Genomic DNA, 20,422 nt, shown 5'->3' on the forward strand with positions numbered 1-20,422 from the left:
AAAACGAAGGGGGAAAGCAAATGAAAAAAACATATCAAAAAATATTAACATTTACACTAATATTGTCTTTGATTACATCTACAATATTATTAGTAAAGCAAGATGATAGTATGGCCTATAGTGGAAAGTTCAACATGACATATCTATACGGTAACAACTCAGAAACGTACTTAAAAAACATAGAATCTACTAATGACTCTTTAAGTATGGTTTCTCCAAGTTACTTCGATATAAACCCAGATGGAACATTAAACTTAGTGAATGTAGACACAAATTTTATAAAAACATTGAATAAAAAAGGTATAAAAGTAATGCCATTCTTAAGTAATCACTGGGACAGAGAAGTCGGAAGAGCAGCATTAAGAAATAGACAAGTTTTAGCAGAACAAATAGTACAAGCTATAGAAAAATATAACTTAGACGGTATAAATGTTGATATAGAAAATGTAACAGCAGAAGATAAAGACGAATTTACGGATTTAGTGAAGCTATTAAAAGAAAAACTTCCAAAAGGAAAAGAGGTATCAGTTGCTGTAGCAGCTAACCCAAATGGATATACGGCAGGATGGCACGGCTCATATGATTATGAAAAACTAGCACAATATTCAGACTACTTAATAATTATGGCATATGATGAAAGTTATAATGGTTCACCTTCTGGTCCGGTAGCTAGCTACTCTTTTGTTGAGAAATCAATCAAGTACTTACTAAATAAAGGAATTAGCCCTAAGAAAATAGTTCTAGGAATGCCTTTCTACGGTAGATATTGGAATGACTCAGACCCACAGATACAAGGGAATGCTCTTCAACAAACTGCTGCTGAGAATTTAGCAAATAAATATAATGCTAAAGTAATTTTTGATAAGGAAAAAAAATCTCCAATGATTAAGTTTACTATAACTGAAGACGGCCCACAATCTACTATAGCTGGAAGTAAACTTACACCAGGAAATTATACAGTTTGGTTCGAGAACAATGATTCTATAAAAGCTAAACTAGAATTAGTAAATAAGTATAATCTCAAAGGCGCAGGAAGCTGGAAGTTAGGACAAGAAAATACTGATTTATGGAACTACTATAGTCTATGGTTAAATAATAAGTATTTTAAAGATATAGAAAATCATTGGGCAGAAGAAGACATAATATACTCTATAAAGCAAGGATGGATGAAAGGAATATCAGATAATCAATTTTCACCTGATGGTCAGTTAACAAGAGCTCAAGTTGCTACAGTGTTAGTTCGCGCTATGAACTTACAGAATCATGAGATAGAGTCTAAAGATGAATTTATAGATGTTAATACTAATCACTGGGCATATAAAGAAATTCAAATAGCAAAGGATAAAGGGCTTGTATCTGGGTTTGAAGATAATACTTTTGCACCAGACAAAGCTATAACTAGAGAAGAAATGGCAACTCTTATAAGTAGAGTGATTGAAAGTAATAGGATAGATATTGACACTACAAATACTTATATGGACTATAAAGATGTAAAATCTGATAGATGGTCATATGATGATATTATGAAGATGACTAGCCTAGGAATACTTAAAGGTGTTGGTGATAATAAGTTTAATCCAACAAATAAAATGACTAGAGCTGAGATGTCAGCCTTAATGAACAGATTAGACAATACTATAAGCGGATTGTAGATAATAAAAATTACTGCTAAACATAAAATGTTTAGCAGTAATTTTTTTATTCAAGAAATAAGTAACATAATTTGTACGACCTTAATATATTAATCATGAGCAACAAATAATAACAAACAATGGAAGGGGATTTATTAAATGTCAAGAGAATATTATGTTAGAAAATCATATGTAGATAGAAAAGAAGATTATTACAGAGATGACTATTATAAAGATGACTATTATAAGAAAGATTATTGTAAAGAAGATGATTATTATAGTGATGATTATTATAGTGATGATTATTATAATGATGACTATTATAGTGATGATTACTATAAGAAAGATCACTTTAAATTTAAATGTGAATGTCGTAAAAAAGATCGTTGTAAAGACGAAGACCATAAGAGAGATCACTTTAAATGTGAATGTCATAAAAAAGATCGTTGTAAAGATGAACACCATAAGAGCGAAAAACATTATCATAACCACTATTATGAATGTTGTAAAGAAGATGATCATAAGAAGGAATGTCGTAAAGAATATGATCACAAGAAGGAATGTCGTAAAGAAGATGATCATAAGAAGGAATGCCGTAAAGAAGATGAGCATAAGAGCGAAAAACATTATCATAACCACTATTATGAATGCTGTAAAGATGATGATCGTAAGAAGGAATGCCGTAAAGATGATGATCATAAGAAGGATTATCGTAAAGATGATGATCATAAGAAAGATTGTCGTGAAGATGATAAAAAATGTAGCAGGAAACCAAATTGTAGTCCAGACAAAACTATAGTTAAATGTACAAACATTTCAGGAGGGGTTGTTACGGCTACAGCAGCTGGAACTGTTCCAAATCCTATAACTATAGGAAGAATAGCAGTGTCAGAATTATGCTGCTTTAAAAGACCATGTATAAAATTAGACATATCAGCAATACTTTCAGTGACTGCAGCTCTTGCTGCTGGAACATCTATAATATTTAGAGTGTTCAAAAGCTGTGGCGATAGTGATGATAGAGAGATAGAAACATTCACTATAGGAATACCTACGGCAGCGGCAATAGGAACAACAATTCCAGCTTCTTTCACAATCTGTGACTGTGAAGATATCTGTGATAGAGACGATTGTTGTAGATATAGAGTAACAGCAGAAGCTATAGGTGCAGGAGCTCTTATCGTTAGTCAAGGAGCAATTTCATTAACAGTATCAGATAATTGCTAAAACAGTTAAAGAGACTTTTAAAAAAGTCTCTTTAATTTTTTAAAAAACTATAGAAACATATTGTAACAAAACTAGAGATAGTTAATATACTGATAGTGAGTAGTAAATAAATTTAAAAGAAGGAAGGAGATTTATAATATGTCAAACCAATACCCTGTTAATAAATCATTAAGCAGAAGAGACCATTGTAATGACAATAATTGGGGCAGAGATGATTGGAACCACCATAGAGATCATCATAAAGAGATGTGTTGCCCTCAACACCATTGTAAAGATGAATGTCGTTGTAATAGAAAAATAGATTGTGAACCTGAGAAAGTTGTATTTAGATGTAGAAATCTTCAAAGTACAAATCTTACTACAATAGCCGTGGGAGACCTTTTTGGTATTCCGGCTACAACTATAGCAACTATATCATCACCAGACTTATGTTGCTTTAGAAGACCATGTGTGAAACTAGAAGTTTCAGGAATAATTACAGTAACTCTTGCCATAGCAGCTCTTTCAAATATGGTTTTTAGAGTATTCAAACGTTGTGGTAGAGAAGATGAGCAAGAAATTGCAATGTTCACAATTGGAATTCCTATAATAGCAACACCAGGAACATCAATACCATTTACTCTTACACTTTGTGATTGCGATGATTGTGTATCAGACAATTGCTGTAGATATAGAGTAACAGCAGAAGTTGGAGGTTTAGCAGCAATAGCAAGCTTCAGTATAGGGCAAGGAGCAATTTCATTAATAGCAGGAGATCAATGCTAATTTCAATATGGGGACTTCATTATGAAGTCCCTTTTGAATTTTGTAAAGTTATAATAGATGCCAAGAGTAGCATTTCTTCAATATCATTATATATTTCATTAAATTGAGAAATAGGAAGTGGATTTTTTCCCTTTCCAACTTCAATAGTAAATCCAGGTCTTTTATATTTCTCTATAAACCAATCTTTATACCCACTAAAAGAAGCCATACCTTCAGGAGTGGAAACTTCGTATCCACTTACTTTAGAAAACTTTTCAGCAATTTCTCTTGAGGTTTTTGGCTCCATGCCTCTATAGTTCCAAAATATTTCTTTTCCTTGACTATGTAAAGCCATAACTAGATTGAAGTTGTTAAACCTTGTAAAGTCAGCTATTGCTTTTGCTTCAGGTTCAGATTCTGGAAATCTACCTGAATATCTAGTAGGACCAGGTCCATGTATATTATTTTTGACTTCAGACATTTTAGATTCTCTCCAAGAAGCATTATAGTTATGATTAAGATCTACACCCCTAATATTTGCCTGCCATACATCAGAGAAATTTTTTTTGCCCTTGTTCCACTTGAATAATCTTCTTTGATAGTCAAACCTAACGTTCTCTATTCCATTTAAAACTAAATCAACCCCATCAGGATTAACCATAGGTACTATATATATGGTAGATTTATCCCATATATTTTTGATATTATATCCTCTTATAGATTTATTTTTATCAAAGGCTTCACAAAAATTTTCTATGAACTTCATTAGCAATACAGAAGTAATCCACTCTAATCCATGATGAGTACCATTGTAAAAAACAACGTTATCTCCATTGCCTAACTTTATATAACTGAGATTTTTGCCTAAAACACTATTGCCCATAATTCCTGTTTCTATAAAAGAATATTTTGATTTTAAATTTTTTATATCCTCTTCTAAAACACTGTATGTATAGTCTATATTTGTATTTACAATCAAAAACACCACTCCTTTCATCTAATAATAGTTTATTTTATATAAGTTCAAATATGACTAAAAATAGTAAGTCACAATTATATAAAAAAACATATAATGTAATATAGACCCAAAATAGGAGTGGAATTTATGAAAGAATATTATATTGCAGTTTTTAAATCTAAAAACTATGCTATGCAAATATTTTATACTTTAGAAAACCATGGCTATTACTTTTTTAACCTTATATCTACTCCAGCTCAAATAAGTGGAGGGTGTGGATATTCTATAAAGTTTAATAGATTAAGTGATATTGAATATTTTAGAATTGTAGCTGGCGACTTAAATAGTATTTTACAAGGAGTATATTCTGTTGAAAGAATAAATGGAAAAAGATATTATGAAAATATAACTATTTAAATCTAAGAAAAAATTTCTTTAAAAAGCCATTATTTTTATCTTCTATAAATTCTTTTAAATTAGCTAAATCATACTCCAGTTTTTCAATAGTTTTAGAATTTTCCTCATAATATGTTTTTAAGGAAGATAATAAATCTACTAGATCTTTATTTTTTTGCTTATGTTCATTTAAATTAAATTCTATATTTTTTATACTTTCATAGTGATTATCACTACTATATAGCTGTTTATCTAAATGAACTATATTACTATATAGTGTTTTTTCAACTTTATTTTTTAAATCACTCATATAGTTAGAGCTTATGGCACTTGATTCTAGGCTACTATTTAAATCAAATAGTAGCTTTTCAATAAACTTATTTTCTATAATCTGTAAGTCTTGTTTGATTGATATATTTTCAGTATCTTCCTTTTTGGCAGTTAAGAAGTCTGCAAAATTATCAGAGAATATTAAAGAAAACTTATTATCTATATATGCATAGCAGTATCTTATGTTATTAATATTATCTTTATAATAATTTGAGGAGTATTTAGACAAATATAAATTACTTCTAGATATATCCTCAATTACTCTGTCTATATACCAACTTGTGCCATGATCATTTGACGAAATCAATCCTATAGAATTGCTGTAACTATAAACTATTTTCAATATACCGTTTTCTTCAAACATTACAGGAAAAACGATATTATTAGTTGAATTAGGTATATTTAATATTTGAAATTTATTTTTGTTAGATAGTATACTTTTACACTCTATATTAAAGTTATTAGAAGTCACTTTTGTCCATAGAGTATGTACTTGATCCTTACTATCTATAAAGATATATGGATGCAGATTGTCTTCTGAACTGGAAGATATCTTCATAGGAGGCTTTCTATAGACATTAATAAATGGGTTAAAACTCATATAGTAAATATCACTAGAGTTGTTATTAAGACTCCTATATAAAAGATGTATACTACCGAACTTATCTATTGAAAAGTTAAATGGACTAAAATTTTTACCAGCAATTATACTAGTTACATTTCTTTTTTCAAAACTAGGTCTAATACTAATATACTGAATATTCCATACTATAGGATTAACTAAGTTCGAGTAACTACATAATATCGATATCTTGTCATCATATAGTATTAGGTTTAAATACTTATATTTGTTAGATTGTAAATCTAAATTACTAATTACATTCTCAGACCATTTTTTATTAATATTCTTAAAGTAGATTAGCTCGCCCAAACTATTTAAAAGAACTAAATGTATAACATCTTCTCTATCTATGATAGCTGAAAATTCTAAGACATTTTTATCTACTAGTTTATTTGTATTAACTAGATTATTATTTTCATCGAAAAGATCATAGTCAATACCGTTGAATTCATTAAAAAAAAGTTATAGGAGTAACCTTTAGAGTTTTTAGTTGTAAAGCACTCCTTTAAATGAAAATCCATCAATTTTTAATCAACTCCTTAAAATAAAATAAAAAACTATCACAAAACTTCTACTACTTCATAATATGAGAATAGATACTGAATTATTAAAATAAAAGGAGTGAAATTATGGATAATTTCGTAAATGATCCTTCGCAAGGAAAAATGTTTAACACTGACAATATAAACTATCCAATGAAAACAGAGTGTATTATAGTAGATAAAGTATATGCACATTGTCAAATAAGAGAGTGCTTTGCTGATGTAAGGGTGAACGTAGGTGATAAAAAGGTAGAAAAAATAAGATACAAAGAAGGATTTATAGTACCAGGTAGCTTATGTGTGAGTGATTTGCCTAATAGAAGACATTTTAAAAGAGTAAGGTTTACACTAAGAATTCCTTATGAAGTTATAACTAAATGCAATGAAACAGTATCAGGAGTATTACCGGATATTAAAAAAGATATAGTTCTATTTATGCCAGAATCAAGAGACGAATTTGAATTTAAAATAGTGGTAGAAACATCAACTAAAACACTAAGACAAGAACTTTCTTGTGACGGTGTTCTTACGTTTGCCGCTGGTGTATTTGCAATAATAAAAGTAGTGGGTAAAGTTCAGCTACTTATTCCAGCATTTGGATTCTGTCCAGAACCACCTGAGTGTGAAGAATTTACTAAGGAAGATATATGTATTGATTTTGAGGATGACTGTTTCCCAGAATTTTTCCCGCAACAGTGGGAAGATATTCCTTGTGACGAACTTAGATAATAAAAAAACTCGCTTTTGCATAGCGAGTTTTTTATTGCTTATATATAAAAAATGAATGTTGACATAAATGGTTGGGTATAATATAATTGAGACATAATACCAACCTAAACAGTTGGGATTGAAAGAGGTGACTTTATGAGATTATCGACTAAAGGAAGATATGGATTAAAAGCAATGTTTGAGTTAGCGCTTCATTATGGAGAAGGACCAATACCTTTAAAAAATGTAGCAGATAATCAAAGAATATCAGAGCATTATTTAGAACAATTGATAGCAGTTTTAAGGAAAAATGGACTAGTAAATAGTGTTAGAGGTGCTCAGGGTGGATATATGCTTGTAGATTCACCTAATAAAATAACAGTAGGAAGTATAATCAGAGCACTGGAAGGAGACATAGCTCCATCAGACTGTGTAATAGAGGATAGCAATGTTTGTGATAGAGAATCTAAGTGTGTTACAAAAAGCGTATGGATAAGAATAAGAGATAGTATAAATGATGTTATAGATTCGATAACATTACAAGATATGGTTGAGGATTATATAGAAATGAATAGTGATAGTGAATATATGTACTTTATATAGATAATACCTAACTGTTAGGAGGAAATTATTATGACTAGACAAATATATATGGACAATGCTGCTACAACTCCGATGAAACAAGAGGTTTTAGATGCCATGATACCATATTTCAAAGAGAAGTTCGGAAATGCTTCTAGCATATATAGGATAGGAAGAGAAGCTAGAAAAACTCTAGAAGAATCTAGAGAAAAGGTTGCAAGTGCTTTAGGAGCAACGTCTAAAGAAATATACTTTACTAGTGGAGGCTCAGAGGCTGATAACTGGGCTATAAAAGGTGTAGCTTATGCAAATAAGGAAAAAGGTAATCATATCATAACTACTAAAATAGAGCATCATGCTGTTCTTCATACTTGTGAATATCTAGAAAAAGATGGTTTTGAAGTTACTTATCTAGATGTAGACGAGTACGGGCTTATAGATTTAGATGAATTAAAAAGAGCAATAAGAAAAGAAACTATATTAATAACTATCATGTTTGCAAATAATGAAATCGGTACTATACAGCCTATTAAAGAAATAGGACAAATAGCGAAAGAAAATAATATATACTTTCATACAGATGCCGTACAAGCGATTGGAAATGTGGCGATAGATGTTAAGGACATGAATATAGACTTACTCTCTATATCAGGACATAAGATATATGGACCTAAAGGTATAGGAGCTCTTTATATAAAAGCAGGAGTTAAAATTCATCCAATCATTTATGGTGGTGCACAAGAAAGAAGAAGAAGAGCAGGTACTGAAAATATTCCTTCAATAGTTGGGCTTGCAAAAGCAATAGAAATTGCTAATGAGAAATTGGAAGAACATACAAATAAGTTGCTAAAACTTAGAGAAAAATTAATAAAAGATATAAGTGATAAGATAGATTATATAAAGCTAAATGGTCATCCAGAGAAAAGATTAGCTGGAAATGTTAACTTCTCTTTTGAATTTATAGAAGGTGAGGCCCTTTTATTAAGTCTTGATATGGTAGGAATAGCTGGATCAAGTGGTTCAGCATGTACATCAGGATCATTAGATCCTTCACACGTATTAATGGCTTTAGGACTTCCTCATGAAATAGCTCATGGATCATTAAGACTTTCATTAGGAGACTTCAATACAGAAGAAGAAATAGATTATGTAGTTGAAAATTTAGTTACTATAGTAGATAGACTTAGACAGATGTCACCATTATATGAAAAGGTAAGGGGGAACTAATAATGTACTCAGAAAAAGTTATGGAACACTTCAGTAATCCCAGAAATGTTGGAGAGATACAAGATGCAGATGGAATTGGTGAAGTTGGAAATGCAAAATGTGGAGATATAATGAAAATGTATTTAAAAATAGATAATGATGTTATTACTGATGTAAAGTTTAAAACTTTTGGATGTGGTTCAGCTATAGCATCATCAAGTATGGCAACTGAAATGATAAAAGGAAAGACTATAAAAGAAGCATTAGAATTTACTAATAAAGCAGTTGTTGAAGCCCTAGATGGACTTCCACCAGCAAAAATTCACTGTTCTGTTTTAGCTGAACAAGCTGTTAAGTCTGCATTAATAGATTATGCTAAAAAGAATAATATTGATATCCCTGAATTAGAGAAGTTTGAATTAATAGATGATGAAGATTTACATGCACATGGACATGATGAGGAATAGGGATTATAATTTAGTGGAAAGATATAAAAAAAGGGGTTGTAATAGACAACCTCTTAATTTTTTGTTTAAAAATTTTCTACAGAGGTGAAAATATGGATAAGAATACCGTAGTTATAGGAATGAGTGGAGGTGTGGACAGTTCTGTAGCTGCATACCTTTTAAAAAAGCAAGGATATAATGTTATAGGAGTAACTATGCAAATATGGCAAGATAAGAATCCTGATGCAGTAGAAAGAGAAGGTGGATGCTGTTCTCTTTCAGCTGTAGATGATGCAAGAATGGTAGCTAACAAACTTGATATTCCATTTTATGTAATGAACTTTAAAGATGTTTTTAAAAAAACAGTTATAGATTACTTTGTTGAAGAATATGGAAAAGGAAGAACACCTAATCCATGTATAGCATGTAATAGGTATGTAAAGTTTGAGGAACTTTTGAGAAGAGCATTAGCACTAGATGCTTATTATGTTTCAACTGGGCATTATTGTAAAATAATATATGATGAAGACAAAAAAAGATACTTATTAAAAAAATCTGATGCAAAAGAAAAAGATCAAACTTATGCACTTTACAATTTAACTCAAGATCAACTGGCACATACTTTAATGCCACTAGGTGAGTTTAATAATAAAGAAGAAGTAAGAAAAATAGCTAGAGAGCTAGATTTAGTAGTGGCAGAAAAGCCAGACAGTCAGGAGATATGCTTTGTTCAAGATAATGACTATGGGAAGTTCATAGAAGAAAATGCGGACTATAATATATGTCCAGGAAACTTTGTTGATACTAATGGTAATATATTAGGAAAACATAGTGGAATAACAAATTATACAATAGGACAAAGAAAAGGACTTGGACTAGCACTTGGAAAACCTGCGTATGTAGTAGATATAGATCCTAGAAAGAACATAGTAATTATTGGAGATAATGAAGATGTTTTTGGAACAGAATTACTAGCTCATGACTTAAACTTTATATCTATAGAAAAACTTACAGAACCTATGAATATAAAAGCAAAAACTAGATATACAGGAATTGAAACTAAAGCAACAATATTTCCTGGAAATGATGGAACAGTAAAAGTAGTGTTTGAAGAACCAGTAAGAGCTATAACACCTGGTCAGTCAGTAGTATTTTATGAAGAAGATGTAGTAGTTGGTGGAGGAACTATTTTAAAAAAATAAAATAAAAATTTTTAAATATACTAAGAATAATATAAAATTTGCTCCATAAAATAAGAAGGAATATTGATACTAAATGTTTTAAATTTCATTTTCTAAGGGGCGATTTAATTGATTAAAGAAAGTGAGATTGTTGGAACTCCAATTATAAATAAAAATGGTGACAAAGTTGCATCAATAAAAGAAATACTTTATTCGAAGTCTAGAAAGAAAGTAAATGCATTCTTAATATCTGAAAATGGACTTTTCAAACGTCCTCAAATAGTTAAATTTATAGATATAAGTGAACTAGGAAAGGATGCAATATTTATAGAAAATGAAAGAACACTAAAAAGACATCATTCCAAGATAGAGGATCACTTTAACTATAAAGAGGCTATAGGGAAAGAAGTAATAACAGATCAAGGAGAAAGTTTAGGGTTCATCAATGATATACTGATTGATAAAAATGAAGGAGCCGTAGTTGGATTTATACTAACAGACGGTATTATAGAAGATATAAGCACTGGGAGAAAGGTACTACCATACGATAAAGATATAGTTTTTGGAGAAGATACCATCATAATAAGCACTTCACTTAATGAAAGATTTAATAAACATAAAAAAGATTACAAAAAATTACTAGAATTACTTTAAAGAAATTAGACAAAATATTAATGTACACCAAAATCTTAAGAAGAGGTGAATAGTATGAGAGGTAGATTCATATCTGGGATTGTAATAGGAGCCACTGCATCTATGGTAGCAATGACAAGTATGAGCCCAAGACAAAGAAGAAGAATGATGAAAGCTAGTAGAAGAGCTATGAGTAATATGATAGGTAATATAGGGATATAATAATAAGGCAGTTTAACTGCCTTATTATTGCATACATAGGTTGGGGAATGGATTACTTAGTATCTTTATCTAAAAACTTACAGAGTGTACTCATGGCTTTGCTTCTACTTCTATTGATATATTATTTAATAAATATAGGAAACAAATATGTTCATATAAATAAAAGATGTATTATAACAAAAAAACATATAATGACGTTTTGCTTTATAGTTTTAGGCGTTATAATACTATTTAATTTTGTTAAAGGTAAAAGTGTTTTAAAAGAGGTAGTTTTATTAATCGTATATTCTGCGATAATATCATATATTTTAAATCCTATAGTAACTTATTTAGAGAGAAAAGGTATTAAAAGAAGTATTTCGATTTTACTGATATATCTAGTTATTGCAGTTGTTGTAATATTGATTATAATGACTATAATACCTGAGATATCTAGAGAATTTGAAAAGTTAATAGATCTAATACCGAATTATAGCAATAAAATGTATGATATATTTAATAATAATTACTTAAAATATGCGAAGAGAATGGAAAATCTTCCAAAAGGATTCGATGGAATAAATAAAATTTTTTCCGAGAATTTAAACAAGTTGGAGTTACAATTATTAAAGTATTTAAGAAATACTACTAACTCTATGATAAACATAATTACAAAATCATTCAAATTGATAATAGTTCCTATAATTTCATTTTACTTTTTACAAGATAAAGAATATTTTAAAAAGAAACTATATATGCTAATACCTAAAAAGCACAGAAAAGACACTTTGAGATTATGTAGAGAAATAGATTCAGTTTTAACTAGGTTTATAAAAGGACAAATAATAACATCGATTATAGTAGGTTTTTTAACTATGGTAGGGTTATTAATTATTCGAATAGACTACGCTGTAATAATCGGATTAGTAGTAGCGTTGTTTGAAATCATACCTTACTTTGGTCCAGTTGTGGGTGCTGTGTTGACTGTTATATTTGGACTGCTAGATTCACCTTCAAAAGCAATATGGGGACTCTTAATACTTATGATAGTTCAGCAGTTAGAAAACAGTGTTATAGCTCCTAAAATAGTAGGAGAAAGTGTAGGTCTACATCCAGTAATAGTAATGGTAGTTGTAATATTAGGAGGAAGCTATTTTGGAGTACTAGGGATGATATTAGCAGTCCCCGTAAGTGCTATAGTTAAGATACTATTTTCTTTTGTAGTAGATAAAGTTTCTGAACAATAGTCTATATTGACAAAATAAGAGATTTTACTTATAATCCAATTATAGAATGATTAAAATTAATGGAAAAAATATAGAAAAGACTATGATGGGGAGAAGTAAATATGAAATGTCTTATAGAGAGAGTACCCTTTGGCTGGAAGGTACTTAGAATATCGTATTGAAGCAGCCCTTAAGTTAAAACTTCGAAATAACAGTAGAAGCTTTCGGTTATGACCGTTATATGTTAGAGTGACTATTTTAGTAAATAGGGTGGTACCGCGATTAAACTCGTCCCTAAGTTTTAGGGACGTTTTTTTGTTTTTGTGATTAGAAATGAATTAAGGACATAGAGAGGAAGATAAAACATGAAAAAACTTGGATCACATGAAATAAGAAAAATATTTTTAGATTTTTTTAAAGAAAAAGGACACTTAGTAGAAAAAAGTTTTTCATTAGTGCCTAAGAATGATAAAAGTTTATTACTAATAAACGCTGGAATGGCTCCTTTAAAATCTTATTTTTTAGGAACAGAACAACCACCAAGCAAGAAGATGGCAACATGTCAAAAATGTATTAGAACTGGAGACATTGATAATGTAGGAAAAACTGCAAGACATGGTACGTTTTTTGAAATGCTAGGAAACTTTTCGTTTGGAGACTACTTTAAAAGAGAAGCAATAAACTTAGCATGGGAACTTATGACTGAGAGATTAGAACTTCCAGCTGAAAAATTATGGGTATCTGTTTACTTAGAAGATGACGAAGCTTATGACATATGGAATAAAGAAATAGGTATAAGCAAAGATAGAATTGTTAGACTAGGAAAAGAAGATAACTTCTGGGAATTAGAGGTGGGACCATCTGGACCATGTACAGAGATATATATAGACAGAGGTGAAAAATATGGTTGTGGAAGTCCTGACTGTAAACCTGGATGTGACTGTGATAGATATCTAGAAATATGGAATTTAGTATTTTCACAATATGACAAAGATGAAAAAGGAAACTATAATCCACTAGAGTCAAAAAATATAGATACAGGTATGGGGCTGGAGAGAATATCAGCTGTAATGCAAGATACAGATAACATATTTGAAATAGATACTATGCAAGATATAATAAAAGAGGTAGAAAGTATAACAGGTAAAAAATATGTTTCTACAGATAAAGATGGTATGTCTTTCAGAGTAATAACAGATCACATAAGAGCGATGACATTCTTAGTATCAGATGGAGTAATTCCAAGTAATGAAGGTAGAGGTTATGTACTAAGAAGACTTATAAGAAGAGCTGCGAGACATGGTAAGTTATTAGGAATAAAAGGTCTTTTCTTAAATGAATTAGCTATAAAAGTTATAAATTCTTGGGGAGAAGCATATCCGGACTTAAAAGAAAGAGAAGCACAAATAAGAAAAATAATAAAAGTTGAAGAAGAGAAGTTTGAAGAAACAATAGATCAAGGTATAAATATACTAAATGAATATATAAAAGAGGTTAAAGCAAATAATAAAGATATTTTAGATGGACATCATGCATTTAAACTTTATGATACTTATGGTTTTCCATTAGATTTAACTAAAGAAATCTTAGAAGAATATAAATTAACAGTAGATGAAAATGAATTTAATATAGAGATGGAAAAGCAAAGACAAAGAGCAAGAAAAGCTAGAGAAGAAGGCGATAATCATTCTTGGAATACGGAGACTACTCTAAATATAGATAAAGATATAAAGACTATATTTGAAGGATATGAAAATCTTTCTTTAGACACTAAGATATCTGTAATAGTAAGTGATAAAGAATCTGAAAATGTATTAAAAGCTGGAGAACAGGGAATAGTGTTATTAGAAAGAACTCCTTTTTATGCTGAAGGTGGAGGACAAGCTGGGGACACAGGTACAATAACTACAAATAAAGTAAAAGCGGAAGTAGTCGATACTAAAAAAGGACAAGAAGGGCAAATCATTCATATCGTTAAAGTCATAGAAGGAACTTTAGAAGTTGGTCAAAAAGTTATAGCCGAAGTAGATGTCCTAAAAAGAGTAGATACTGCGAGAAATCACTCAGTAACTCATATTCTTCATCAAGCTCTTAAGGATGTGATAGGAGAACACGTAAATCAAGCAGGATCATTAGTATTAGCAGATAGAATGAGATTTGATTTTACTCATTTTGAAGGAGTAAGTAGAGAATCACTAGACAAAATAGAGGACATAGTTAATTCTAAAATATTAGAAGGATTATCTGTAGACATTGTAGAAACAACATTAGATGAGGCTAGAAATATGGGAGCGCAGGCATTATTTAATGAGAAGTATGGAGATAAAGTTAGATTAGTTAAAATAGGGGAATATAGTAAGGAACTTTGTGGTGGAACTCATATTAAAAATTCTAGTCAAATAGGATTATTTAAAATATTAAGTGAAGCAGGGATTGCATCAGGGGTAAGAAGAATAGAGGCAGTGACAGGCTTAAAAGCTTATGAATATGTAAAAGAACTAGAACAACAAATATATAAAGTTTCTGAGTTATTAAAGGGGAACAAAAAGGATATAATAAATAAAATACAAACTATGGTTGAAGAACATAAGTCGCTAGAAAAAGAAATAGGAAAGCTGAAGTCAGAGTTAACTCTATCTAAATTAGATGATATAATAAATAGTGCAATTAAAGTAGAGGGAATATCTGTTATATGTAAAAGGATAGATGACTTAAATGGGGATAGTTTAAGACAATTAGGAGATAAAATAAAAGATAAATTAGGATCTGTTTTAATAGTACTAGGATCATCAAAGGATGATAAAGTAAGCTTTATATCTATGGCTACTAAAGATCTTATAGGCAAAGGAATTCATGCTGGTAACATAATTAGAGAAGTAGCTAAGATCGCTGGTGGTGGCGGTGGTGGACGTCCTGATATGGCTCAAGCAGGAGGTAAACACGTTGAAAAAATAGATGAGGCACTTAGCGTAGTTAGTGATATTGTAAAAGCACAACTAAAATAATTATATTACCCAGTAGATATTTTCTTGTTTACTGGGTAAGTATTATAATAGAATTGTTCAAAACATATCTTGGAGGTGTTTTTATGAATGATATAAATCAGACCATGAGATTTAACGTGGATAAAGAAAAGGAGAAAAAAGCAGAGGAAATAATATTAACAGTTTACAAAGCATTAGAGGAAAAAGGATATAATCCAATTAACCAAATGATAGGATATATCTTATCAGGTGACCCTACTTATATAACAAGTTATAACAATGCAAGAACAATAATAAGAGAATTAGAAAGAGATGAAATACTAGAAGAGCTGATAAAAAAGTATTTAGAAAAATAATTAAGTGGAGATAAAAAAATGAGATATAGAAATAAAAAAGCATTTGTTTTAACTTTATTGATGATATTAATATTAATATCAAGTAGCGTTTATGCTAGTAATACTAACAAAAGTGACAAGAAAGTATATGTTGTTGTTGCAAATAAGCTAACATTACAAGATATCAATAATATGGAAAACTTAAAGAACTTAGCAAGTACTGGAAGTTTAGGACTTATGAATACTAAGGGATCTAATAATGCTAACTCTTCGGAAGGATTTCTATCTATTAACTCATCATCAAGAGCCTATGGTAGATCTAACTATTCTCAAGCGTTCAATTTAACTAATCAAAAATTATCTTTATATAAAACAAGAGTAGGGTATATAGAAGATAATCAGTATCAGGTTGGAAATGTAGAGATTAATAGAATAAAAAATGAAAATCTAGAGAAATCATATGATTCTACAATAGGAGCACTTGGAGATAATATGCATTCAGCTGGATTAAAGACCGCAGTTTTTGGAAATTCAGATACTGATGAGATAACTTCAAGAATGGGAAGTATTATACCTATGGATAGTAATGGTCTTGTGGACTTTGGAAATGTAGATAGTATTCTTGTTAAAGATGAAAATTATCCTTATGGTGTAAGAACAGACTATGAAAAAATTTTAAAAGAAATCAAAAAGATTAAAGATGAAGTGTCTTTAACAGTAATAGACACAGGTGACTTAGACAGGTTAGCATCTTATAATCAATACTTAAGTGATGAAACATTTAATTACCATAGAGAAAATATAATAAAAAATATTGATAACTTTATAAAAGAACTAACTACTGAAATGGATGACAATTCAACTATAATGATAATAAGTCCAAATGTTGAACAAGAGAGGATTGCTGCAAGTAAATTATCACCAATTGTAATATGGGAAAATAAAAGTGAAAGTAGCATACTTACATCAGGAACTACTAGAAGAGAGGGTATTGTTACTAATCTTGACATAGCTCCAACTATATCTAATATTTTAAAAGCTCCAACTAAGAATTTTGTAGGTCATAATATAAAATCAATAAAAGTAGATAATAATATAGAGTTTATAGAAAATTTAGATAAGAGTACTAATTTAGTATCTAACTTAAGATCACCATTTTTAACAGTATATAATACATTTACCATAGTGACAATTATATTATCACTAATAGTGCTAGTTTTAAATTTAAAAGATAATAAGAAATTAGTTAGAACTATAGAAAGCATGACTTTAACAATAATATTACTACCAATTGTACTGTTAATCTTACCTTTATTTAATATAGTAAATCAGTATATATATATACTAGTAAGTATATCTATGATACTCTTTACACTTCTAATTTTAAATTTTATAAGTAAGAAATATAGAATCTGGGCATTAATATTTTTGAATTTTTTAATAATAACTTTAGATATAGGAACTGGAAGTACACTAGCAAGATCATCTATTATGGGATATGATCCTATAATAGGAGCAAGGTATTTTGGAATTGGAAATGAGTTAGTAGGTGTATTATTAGGTAGTATGGCACTTACTGTATCTTTTCTTTTAGACAAGGTTAATAATAAATTATCTTTGGTATTGTTACCTATATCCATAGTGATAGTTGCACACCCAAGCTTAGGTGCCAATGTTGGAGGAACTATAAGTATACTTTTTGCAGTTATTATATTCATATTTTTACTTAGCAATATAAATATAAACTTTAGGAGATTGATGCTTATAGGAATTGGTGTAGTGGCAATAATATTTGCTATAGGAGTTATAGATATATATATAAGTCCAAATCCAACTCATCTAGGTCAAACTTTTTTAATGATACTACAAAAGGGTCCAATGTTTATAACAGGTATTGTTGTTAGAAAAATGCAGATGAATATTAAATTAATAGGTGTATCTATGTGGGGGAAAGTATTATTTACAAGTTTAATGTTTAGTAGCATAGCACTTACTTTATTTAAAGATAAAGTAAGAAGAATATTCAAGGAGAATAAATATCTTGATATTGGATTAATAAGCTTAATAGCAGGAAGTATAGTTGGACTTTTAGTAAACGATTCAGGATTATTGTTAGCAGCTATATCAAGTATGTTTATCGTATCGACTATTATATATACTATGATAATATCTTTAGAGAAAGATTCATCTGGGAAGTGATAAACTATGGATTATGTAAAACTAGGGAATACAGGAATATTAGTATCTAGGCTATGTTTTGGCTCTCTTACTATGGGGCCTTTACAAGCAAATTTAACAATTAGTGAAGGAGCTAACTTAATAGAATATGCATTTGAACAAGGAGTTAATTTCTTAGATACAGCAGAAATTTATGATAACTATGGATATATAAAAAAAGCTTTTGAAAATATCAAAAGAGATAAATATATAATTTCAACTAAGTCTTATTCATATTCTAAAGAGACTGCAGAAGTAAGTTTAAAAAAAGCATTAGATGGAATAGGGACAGACTATATAGATATATTTCTCCTTCATGAGCAAGAAAGTGAATATACTATAAAGGGTCACTATGAAGCTATAGAATACTTTTTAAAGGCCAAAGAAAAAGGTATAATAAGAGCCTTAGGAATATCTACACATAATGTGGCAGGAGTTAATGCTATATGTAAATATGATGAATTAGACATAATCCATCCGATAATAAACAAAATAGGAATAGGAATACAAGATGGTACAGTAGAGGATATGCTAAAAGCTATCAAAGCAGCTTATGATAAAGGCAAAGGAATATATGCTATGAAACCTTTAGGTGGAGGTCATCTTATAAAAGATGTTGAATCGTCATTTAACTACGTGAGAGATATACCTTTTATACATTCAATAGCAATAGGAATGCAGTCGTTAGAAGAAATAGATGGAAATGTAAGCCTTATAAACAATGGATATATACCGAATGAAATAAAGAAGAAGATAGATAAAAAGCAAAGAAGACTTCAAATTGCAGATTGGTGTATAGGCTGTGGAGCTTGTGTAAGCACATGTAAAAATGATGGAATAGAGATAATTGATGGTAAGGCTCAACCTATAAAAGGAAAATGTATATTCTGCGGATACTGTGCACCTAAATGTCCAGAGTTTTGTATAAAGGTAATATAATTTTGGAGGAAATAATGAAGAGGATAATGGGATTAGATGTGGGAGATAAAACTATAGGAGTTGCTGTTTCAGATCCACTTGGGATAACATCTCAGGGAGTTACTACTATTAGAAGAAAAGGTATAAAGTCAGATATAGAAGAATTAAAGAGTATAGTAGAGGAATACTGTATAGAAAAAGTAGTAATTGGGCTTCCTAAGAATATGAATAATACTATAGGACCTCAAGGTGAAAAAGTTTTAAAGTTTTCAGAAAAGTTTAAAGAAAAGTTTGAATTGGAAATAATATTACAAGATGAAAGATTAACAACTGTATCTGCTGAAAGAGTGCTTATAGATGCAGATGTAAGTAGAAAAAAAAGAAAAGATGTGATAGATAAAGTTGCAGCAACTTATATACTGCAATCTTATTTAGACAGATCTAAATAAAGGAGCGACAAAAAATGTCAGAAGAAGAAAACATAATTAAGTTAATAGACGAAGATGGTAAAGAACAAGACTTTGAGGTTATAGCAACGTTTGATGTTGAAGATGATGAATATGCAGCGTTACTTCCACTAGGTGAAGAAGAGGAAGAAGTGTATTTATTAAAAATAGAATATGATGAAAATGGAGACGCAACTTTAAGAAATATAGAGGATGAAGAAGAATTTAGTGATGTAGCTGCAGCATATGAGGCTATAGTAGATGAAATAATATAGTTTTAAAATTATTGACTTTTACACTTTATAATTATAGACTATAAGTATAGAGCAGGTGGGAAAATGGAGAAAATTTCAGATGATTTAAAAATTAAATTAAAAGAAAAAGGATATAAACTGACTACACAAAGAAAGGCTATAATAGACGTCTTTTTAAAAAATCAAAGTAGTCATCTAAGTCCTGAGGAAATATATGATAATGTTAGGAATAGCTATCCTGAAATAGGGTTAGCTACAGTGTATAGAACATTACAACTATTAGAACAATTAAATATAGTTTACAAAGTTAACTTTGATGATGGATGTAGCAGATATGAACTGAATCTTGATACTGACGATCACCAACATCATCATCTTATATGTATTAAATGTGGTAAGGTAAAAGAAGTTAAGCTAGACTTATTAGAGAATCTAGAGTCAGAAATAGAGAAAGAGGGAGATTTTAAAGTAGTTAATCACAATGTTAAATTTTTCGGATACTGTAAAAATTGTGAAGACGAGTCCTATTAAAAATAAATCCCATTATGGGATTTATTTTTTTATTATATAAATGTTATACAAAATTACTTTCTTGGGTAAATTAAATCTATAAAGTAAAAATATCTAAAGGTTTG

21 protein-coding genes and 1 other annotated feature are annotated in these 20,422 nt (G+C 29.8%); of the genes, 19 read left to right on the forward strand and 2 right to left on the reverse strand.

Going from position 1 to position 20,422, the window contains the following annotated elements; genetic code table 11:
* The first annotated feature begins 20 nt into the window (after window positions 1-20).
* The 3 genes from CURI_RS06660 to CURI_RS06670 all read left to right on the forward strand — a co-directional run bounded on the left by CURI_RS06660 (window position 21) and on the right by CURI_RS06670 (window position 3,623).
* A complete protein-coding gene (locus CURI_RS06660) occupies window positions 21-1,652 on the forward strand; it encodes an S-layer homology domain-containing protein (protein WP_014967470.1) in 1,632 nt (543 codons plus the stop codon).
* Between the two features lie 138 nt (window positions 1,653-1,790).
* A complete protein-coding gene (locus CURI_RS06665; protein WP_014967471.1) occupies window positions 1,791-2,858 on the forward strand; it encodes a DUF4489 domain-containing protein in 1,068 nt (355 codons plus the stop codon).
* 138 nt (window positions 2,859-2,996) lie between these two features.
* A complete protein-coding gene (locus tag CURI_RS06670) occupies window positions 2,997-3,623 on the forward strand; it encodes a DUF4489 domain-containing protein (protein ID WP_014967472.1) in 627 nt (208 codons plus the stop codon).
* A 19-nt stretch (window positions 3,624-3,642) separates the two neighbouring features.
* Here CURI_RS06670 and CURI_RS06675 read toward each other — a convergent pair whose 3' ends face one another.
* Complete coding sequence (locus CURI_RS06675; RefSeq protein ID WP_014967473.1) at window positions 3,643-4,581, reverse strand: M14 family metallopeptidase; 939 nt, start codon at window positions 4,579-4,581, stop codon at window positions 3,643-3,645.
* 126 nt (window positions 4,582-4,707) lie between these two features.
* Here CURI_RS06675 and CURI_RS06680 point away from each other — a divergent pair, with 126 nt between their 5' ends.
* Window positions 4,708-4,977, forward strand: coding sequence for a putative Se/S carrier protein (locus CURI_RS06680; protein WP_014967474.1), 270 nt, complete (start codon window positions 4,708-4,710; stop codon window positions 4,975-4,977).
* On the opposite strand, the gene CURI_RS06685 is transcribed toward CURI_RS06680, so the two are convergent.
* On the reverse strand, window positions 4,970-6,217 hold the full coding sequence (locus CURI_RS06685; protein WP_014967475.1) for a hypothetical protein: 1,248 nt from the start codon (window positions 6,215-6,217) through the stop codon (window positions 4,970-4,972). The genes CURI_RS06680 and CURI_RS06685 overlap by 8 nt on opposite strands.
* 320 nt (window positions 6,218-6,537) lie before the next feature.
* On the opposite strand from CURI_RS06685, the gene CURI_RS06690 reads away from it, so the two are divergent.
* The 15 genes from CURI_RS06690 (at window position 6,538) to CURI_RS06755 (ending at window position 20,318) form a co-directional block, all read left to right on the forward strand.
* Window positions 6,538-7,179: a hypothetical protein gene (locus CURI_RS06690; RefSeq protein WP_014967476.1), complete on the forward strand. Its 642-nt coding sequence runs from the start codon at window positions 6,538-6,540 to the stop codon at window positions 7,177-7,179.
* A 135-nt stretch (window positions 7,180-7,314) separates the two neighbouring features.
* On the forward strand, window positions 7,315-7,761 hold the full coding sequence (locus CURI_RS06695; RefSeq protein WP_014967477.1) for an RrF2 family transcriptional regulator: 447 nt from the start codon (window positions 7,315-7,317) through the stop codon (window positions 7,759-7,761).
* Between the two features lie 30 nt (window positions 7,762-7,791).
* Window positions 7,792-8,967: a cysteine desulfurase NifS gene (gene nifS / locus CURI_RS06700; protein ID WP_014967478.1), complete on the forward strand. Its 1,176-nt coding sequence runs from the start codon at window positions 7,792-7,794 to the stop codon at window positions 8,965-8,967.
* A 2-nt stretch (window positions 8,968-8,969) separates the two neighbouring features.
* Window positions 8,970-9,413, forward strand: a complete 444-nt coding sequence (gene nifU / locus CURI_RS06705; RefSeq protein ID WP_014967479.1) for a Fe-S cluster assembly scaffold protein NifU — start codon at window positions 8,970-8,972, stop codon at window positions 9,411-9,413.
* 92 nt (window positions 9,414-9,505) lie between these two features.
* Complete coding sequence (gene mnmA, locus CURI_RS06710; RefSeq protein WP_014967480.1) at window positions 9,506-10,594, forward strand: tRNA 2-thiouridine(34) synthase MnmA; 1,089 nt, start codon at window positions 9,506-9,508, stop codon at window positions 10,592-10,594.
* A gap of 108 nt (window positions 10,595-10,702) precedes the next feature.
* Window positions 10,703-11,227, forward strand: a complete 525-nt coding sequence (locus tag CURI_RS06715) for a PRC-barrel domain-containing protein (protein WP_014967481.1) — start codon at window positions 10,703-10,705, stop codon at window positions 11,225-11,227.
* Between the two features lie 54 nt (window positions 11,228-11,281).
* The gene (locus CURI_RS15785) at window positions 11,282-11,428 is read left to right on the forward strand and encodes a hypothetical protein (RefSeq protein ID WP_187287423.1); all 147 of its coding nucleotides are present in this window, start codon (window positions 11,282-11,284) and stop codon (window positions 11,426-11,428) included.
* Window positions 11,429-11,475: 47 nt separating this feature from the next.
* On the forward strand, window positions 11,476-12,654 hold the full coding sequence (locus tag CURI_RS06720; protein WP_014967482.1) for an AI-2E family transporter: 1,179 nt from the start codon (window positions 11,476-11,478) through the stop codon (window positions 12,652-12,654).
* A 73-nt stretch (window positions 12,655-12,727) separates the two neighbouring features.
* Window positions 12,728-12,932 (forward strand) — a binding site (T-box leader).
* A 66-nt stretch (window positions 12,933-12,998) separates the two neighbouring features.
* Complete coding sequence (gene alaS, locus CURI_RS06725) at window positions 12,999-15,638, forward strand: alanine--tRNA ligase (protein ID WP_014967483.1); 2,640 nt, start codon at window positions 12,999-13,001, stop codon at window positions 15,636-15,638.
* Between the two features lie 83 nt (window positions 15,639-15,721).
* Window positions 15,722-15,973 (forward strand): IreB family regulatory phosphoprotein, encoded by a 252-nt coding sequence (locus CURI_RS06730; RefSeq protein ID WP_014967484.1) that lies wholly within the window; start codon window positions 15,722-15,724, stop codon window positions 15,971-15,973.
* 18 nt (window positions 15,974-15,991) lie between these two features.
* Entirely contained in the window at window positions 15,992-18,151 is a 2,160-nt protein-coding gene (locus CURI_RS06735) for an alkaline phosphatase-like protein (protein ID WP_014967485.1), read from the forward strand.
* A 6-nt stretch (window positions 18,152-18,157) separates the two neighbouring features.
* Complete coding sequence (locus CURI_RS06740) at window positions 18,158-19,108, forward strand: aldo/keto reductase (RefSeq protein WP_014967486.1); 951 nt, start codon at window positions 18,158-18,160, stop codon at window positions 19,106-19,108.
* Between the two features lie 14 nt (window positions 19,109-19,122).
* Entirely contained in the window at window positions 19,123-19,536 is a 414-nt protein-coding gene (gene ruvX, locus CURI_RS06745) for a Holliday junction resolvase RuvX (RefSeq protein ID WP_014967487.1), read from the forward strand.
* Between the two features lie 14 nt (window positions 19,537-19,550).
* Complete coding sequence (locus tag CURI_RS06750; protein ID WP_014967488.1) at window positions 19,551-19,808, forward strand: DUF1292 domain-containing protein; 258 nt, start codon at window positions 19,551-19,553, stop codon at window positions 19,806-19,808.
* A gap of 63 nt (window positions 19,809-19,871) precedes the next feature.
* Window positions 19,872-20,318: a Fur family transcriptional regulator gene (locus CURI_RS06755; protein ID WP_014967489.1), complete on the forward strand. Its 447-nt coding sequence runs from the start codon at window positions 19,872-19,874 to the stop codon at window positions 20,316-20,318.
* The last annotated feature ends 104 nt before the right edge of the window (window positions 20,319-20,422 follow it).

This window comes from Gottschalkia acidurici 9a (assembly GCF_000299355.1).
Taxonomy (GTDB): domain Bacteria; phylum Bacillota; class Clostridia; order Tissierellales; family Gottschalkiaceae; genus Gottschalkia; species Gottschalkia acidurici.

Coding starts and splice junctions, on each gene's coding strand:
- CURI_RS06750 (WP_014967488.1), top strand. CDS start 19,551: ATGTCAGAAGAAGAAAACATAATTAAGTTAATAGACGAAGATGGTAAA.
- CURI_RS06670 (WP_014967472.1), top strand. CDS start 2,997: ATGTCAAACCAATACCCTGTTAATAAATCATTAAGCAGAAGAGACCAT.
- CURI_RS06665 (WP_014967471.1), top strand. CDS start 1,791: ATGTCAAGAGAATATTATGTTAGAAAATCATATGTAGATAGAAAAGAA.
- mnmA (WP_014967480.1), top strand. CDS start 9,506: ATGGATAAGAATACCGTAGTTATAGGAATGAGTGGAGGTGTGGACAGT.
- nifU (WP_014967479.1), top strand. CDS start 8,970: ATGTACTCAGAAAAAGTTATGGAACACTTCAGTAATCCCAGAAATGTT.
- nifS (WP_014967478.1), top strand. CDS start 7,792: ATGACTAGACAAATATATATGGACAATGCTGCTACAACTCCGATGAAA.
- CURI_RS06720 (WP_014967482.1), top strand. CDS start 11,476: ATGGATTACTTAGTATCTTTATCTAAAAACTTACAGAGTGTACTCATG.
- CURI_RS06690 (WP_014967476.1), top strand. CDS start 6,538: ATGGATAATTTCGTAAATGATCCTTCGCAAGGAAAAATGTTTAACACT.
- CURI_RS06755 (WP_014967489.1), top strand. CDS start 19,872: ATGGAGAAAATTTCAGATGATTTAAAAATTAAATTAAAAGAAAAAGGA.
- CURI_RS15785 (WP_187287423.1), top strand. CDS start 11,282: ATGAGAGGTAGATTCATATCTGGGATTGTAATAGGAGCCACTGCATCT.
- CURI_RS06735 (WP_014967485.1), top strand. CDS start 15,992: ATGAGATATAGAAATAAAAAAGCATTTGTTTTAACTTTATTGATGATA.
- CURI_RS06740 (WP_014967486.1), top strand. CDS start 18,158: ATGGATTATGTAAAACTAGGGAATACAGGAATATTAGTATCTAGGCTA.
- CURI_RS06680 (WP_014967474.1), top strand. CDS start 4,708: ATGAAAGAATATTATATTGCAGTTTTTAAATCTAAAAACTATGCTATG.
- CURI_RS06695 (WP_014967477.1), top strand. CDS start 7,315: ATGAGATTATCGACTAAAGGAAGATATGGATTAAAAGCAATGTTTGAG.
- ruvX (WP_014967487.1), top strand. CDS start 19,123: ATGAAGAGGATAATGGGATTAGATGTGGGAGATAAAACTATAGGAGTT.
- CURI_RS06730 (WP_014967484.1), top strand. CDS start 15,722: ATGAATGATATAAATCAGACCATGAGATTTAACGTGGATAAAGAAAAG.
- CURI_RS06660 (WP_014967470.1), top strand. CDS start 21: ATGAAAAAAACATATCAAAAAATATTAACATTTACACTAATATTGTCT.
- alaS (WP_014967483.1), top strand. CDS start 12,999: ATGAAAAAACTTGGATCACATGAAATAAGAAAAATATTTTTAGATTTT.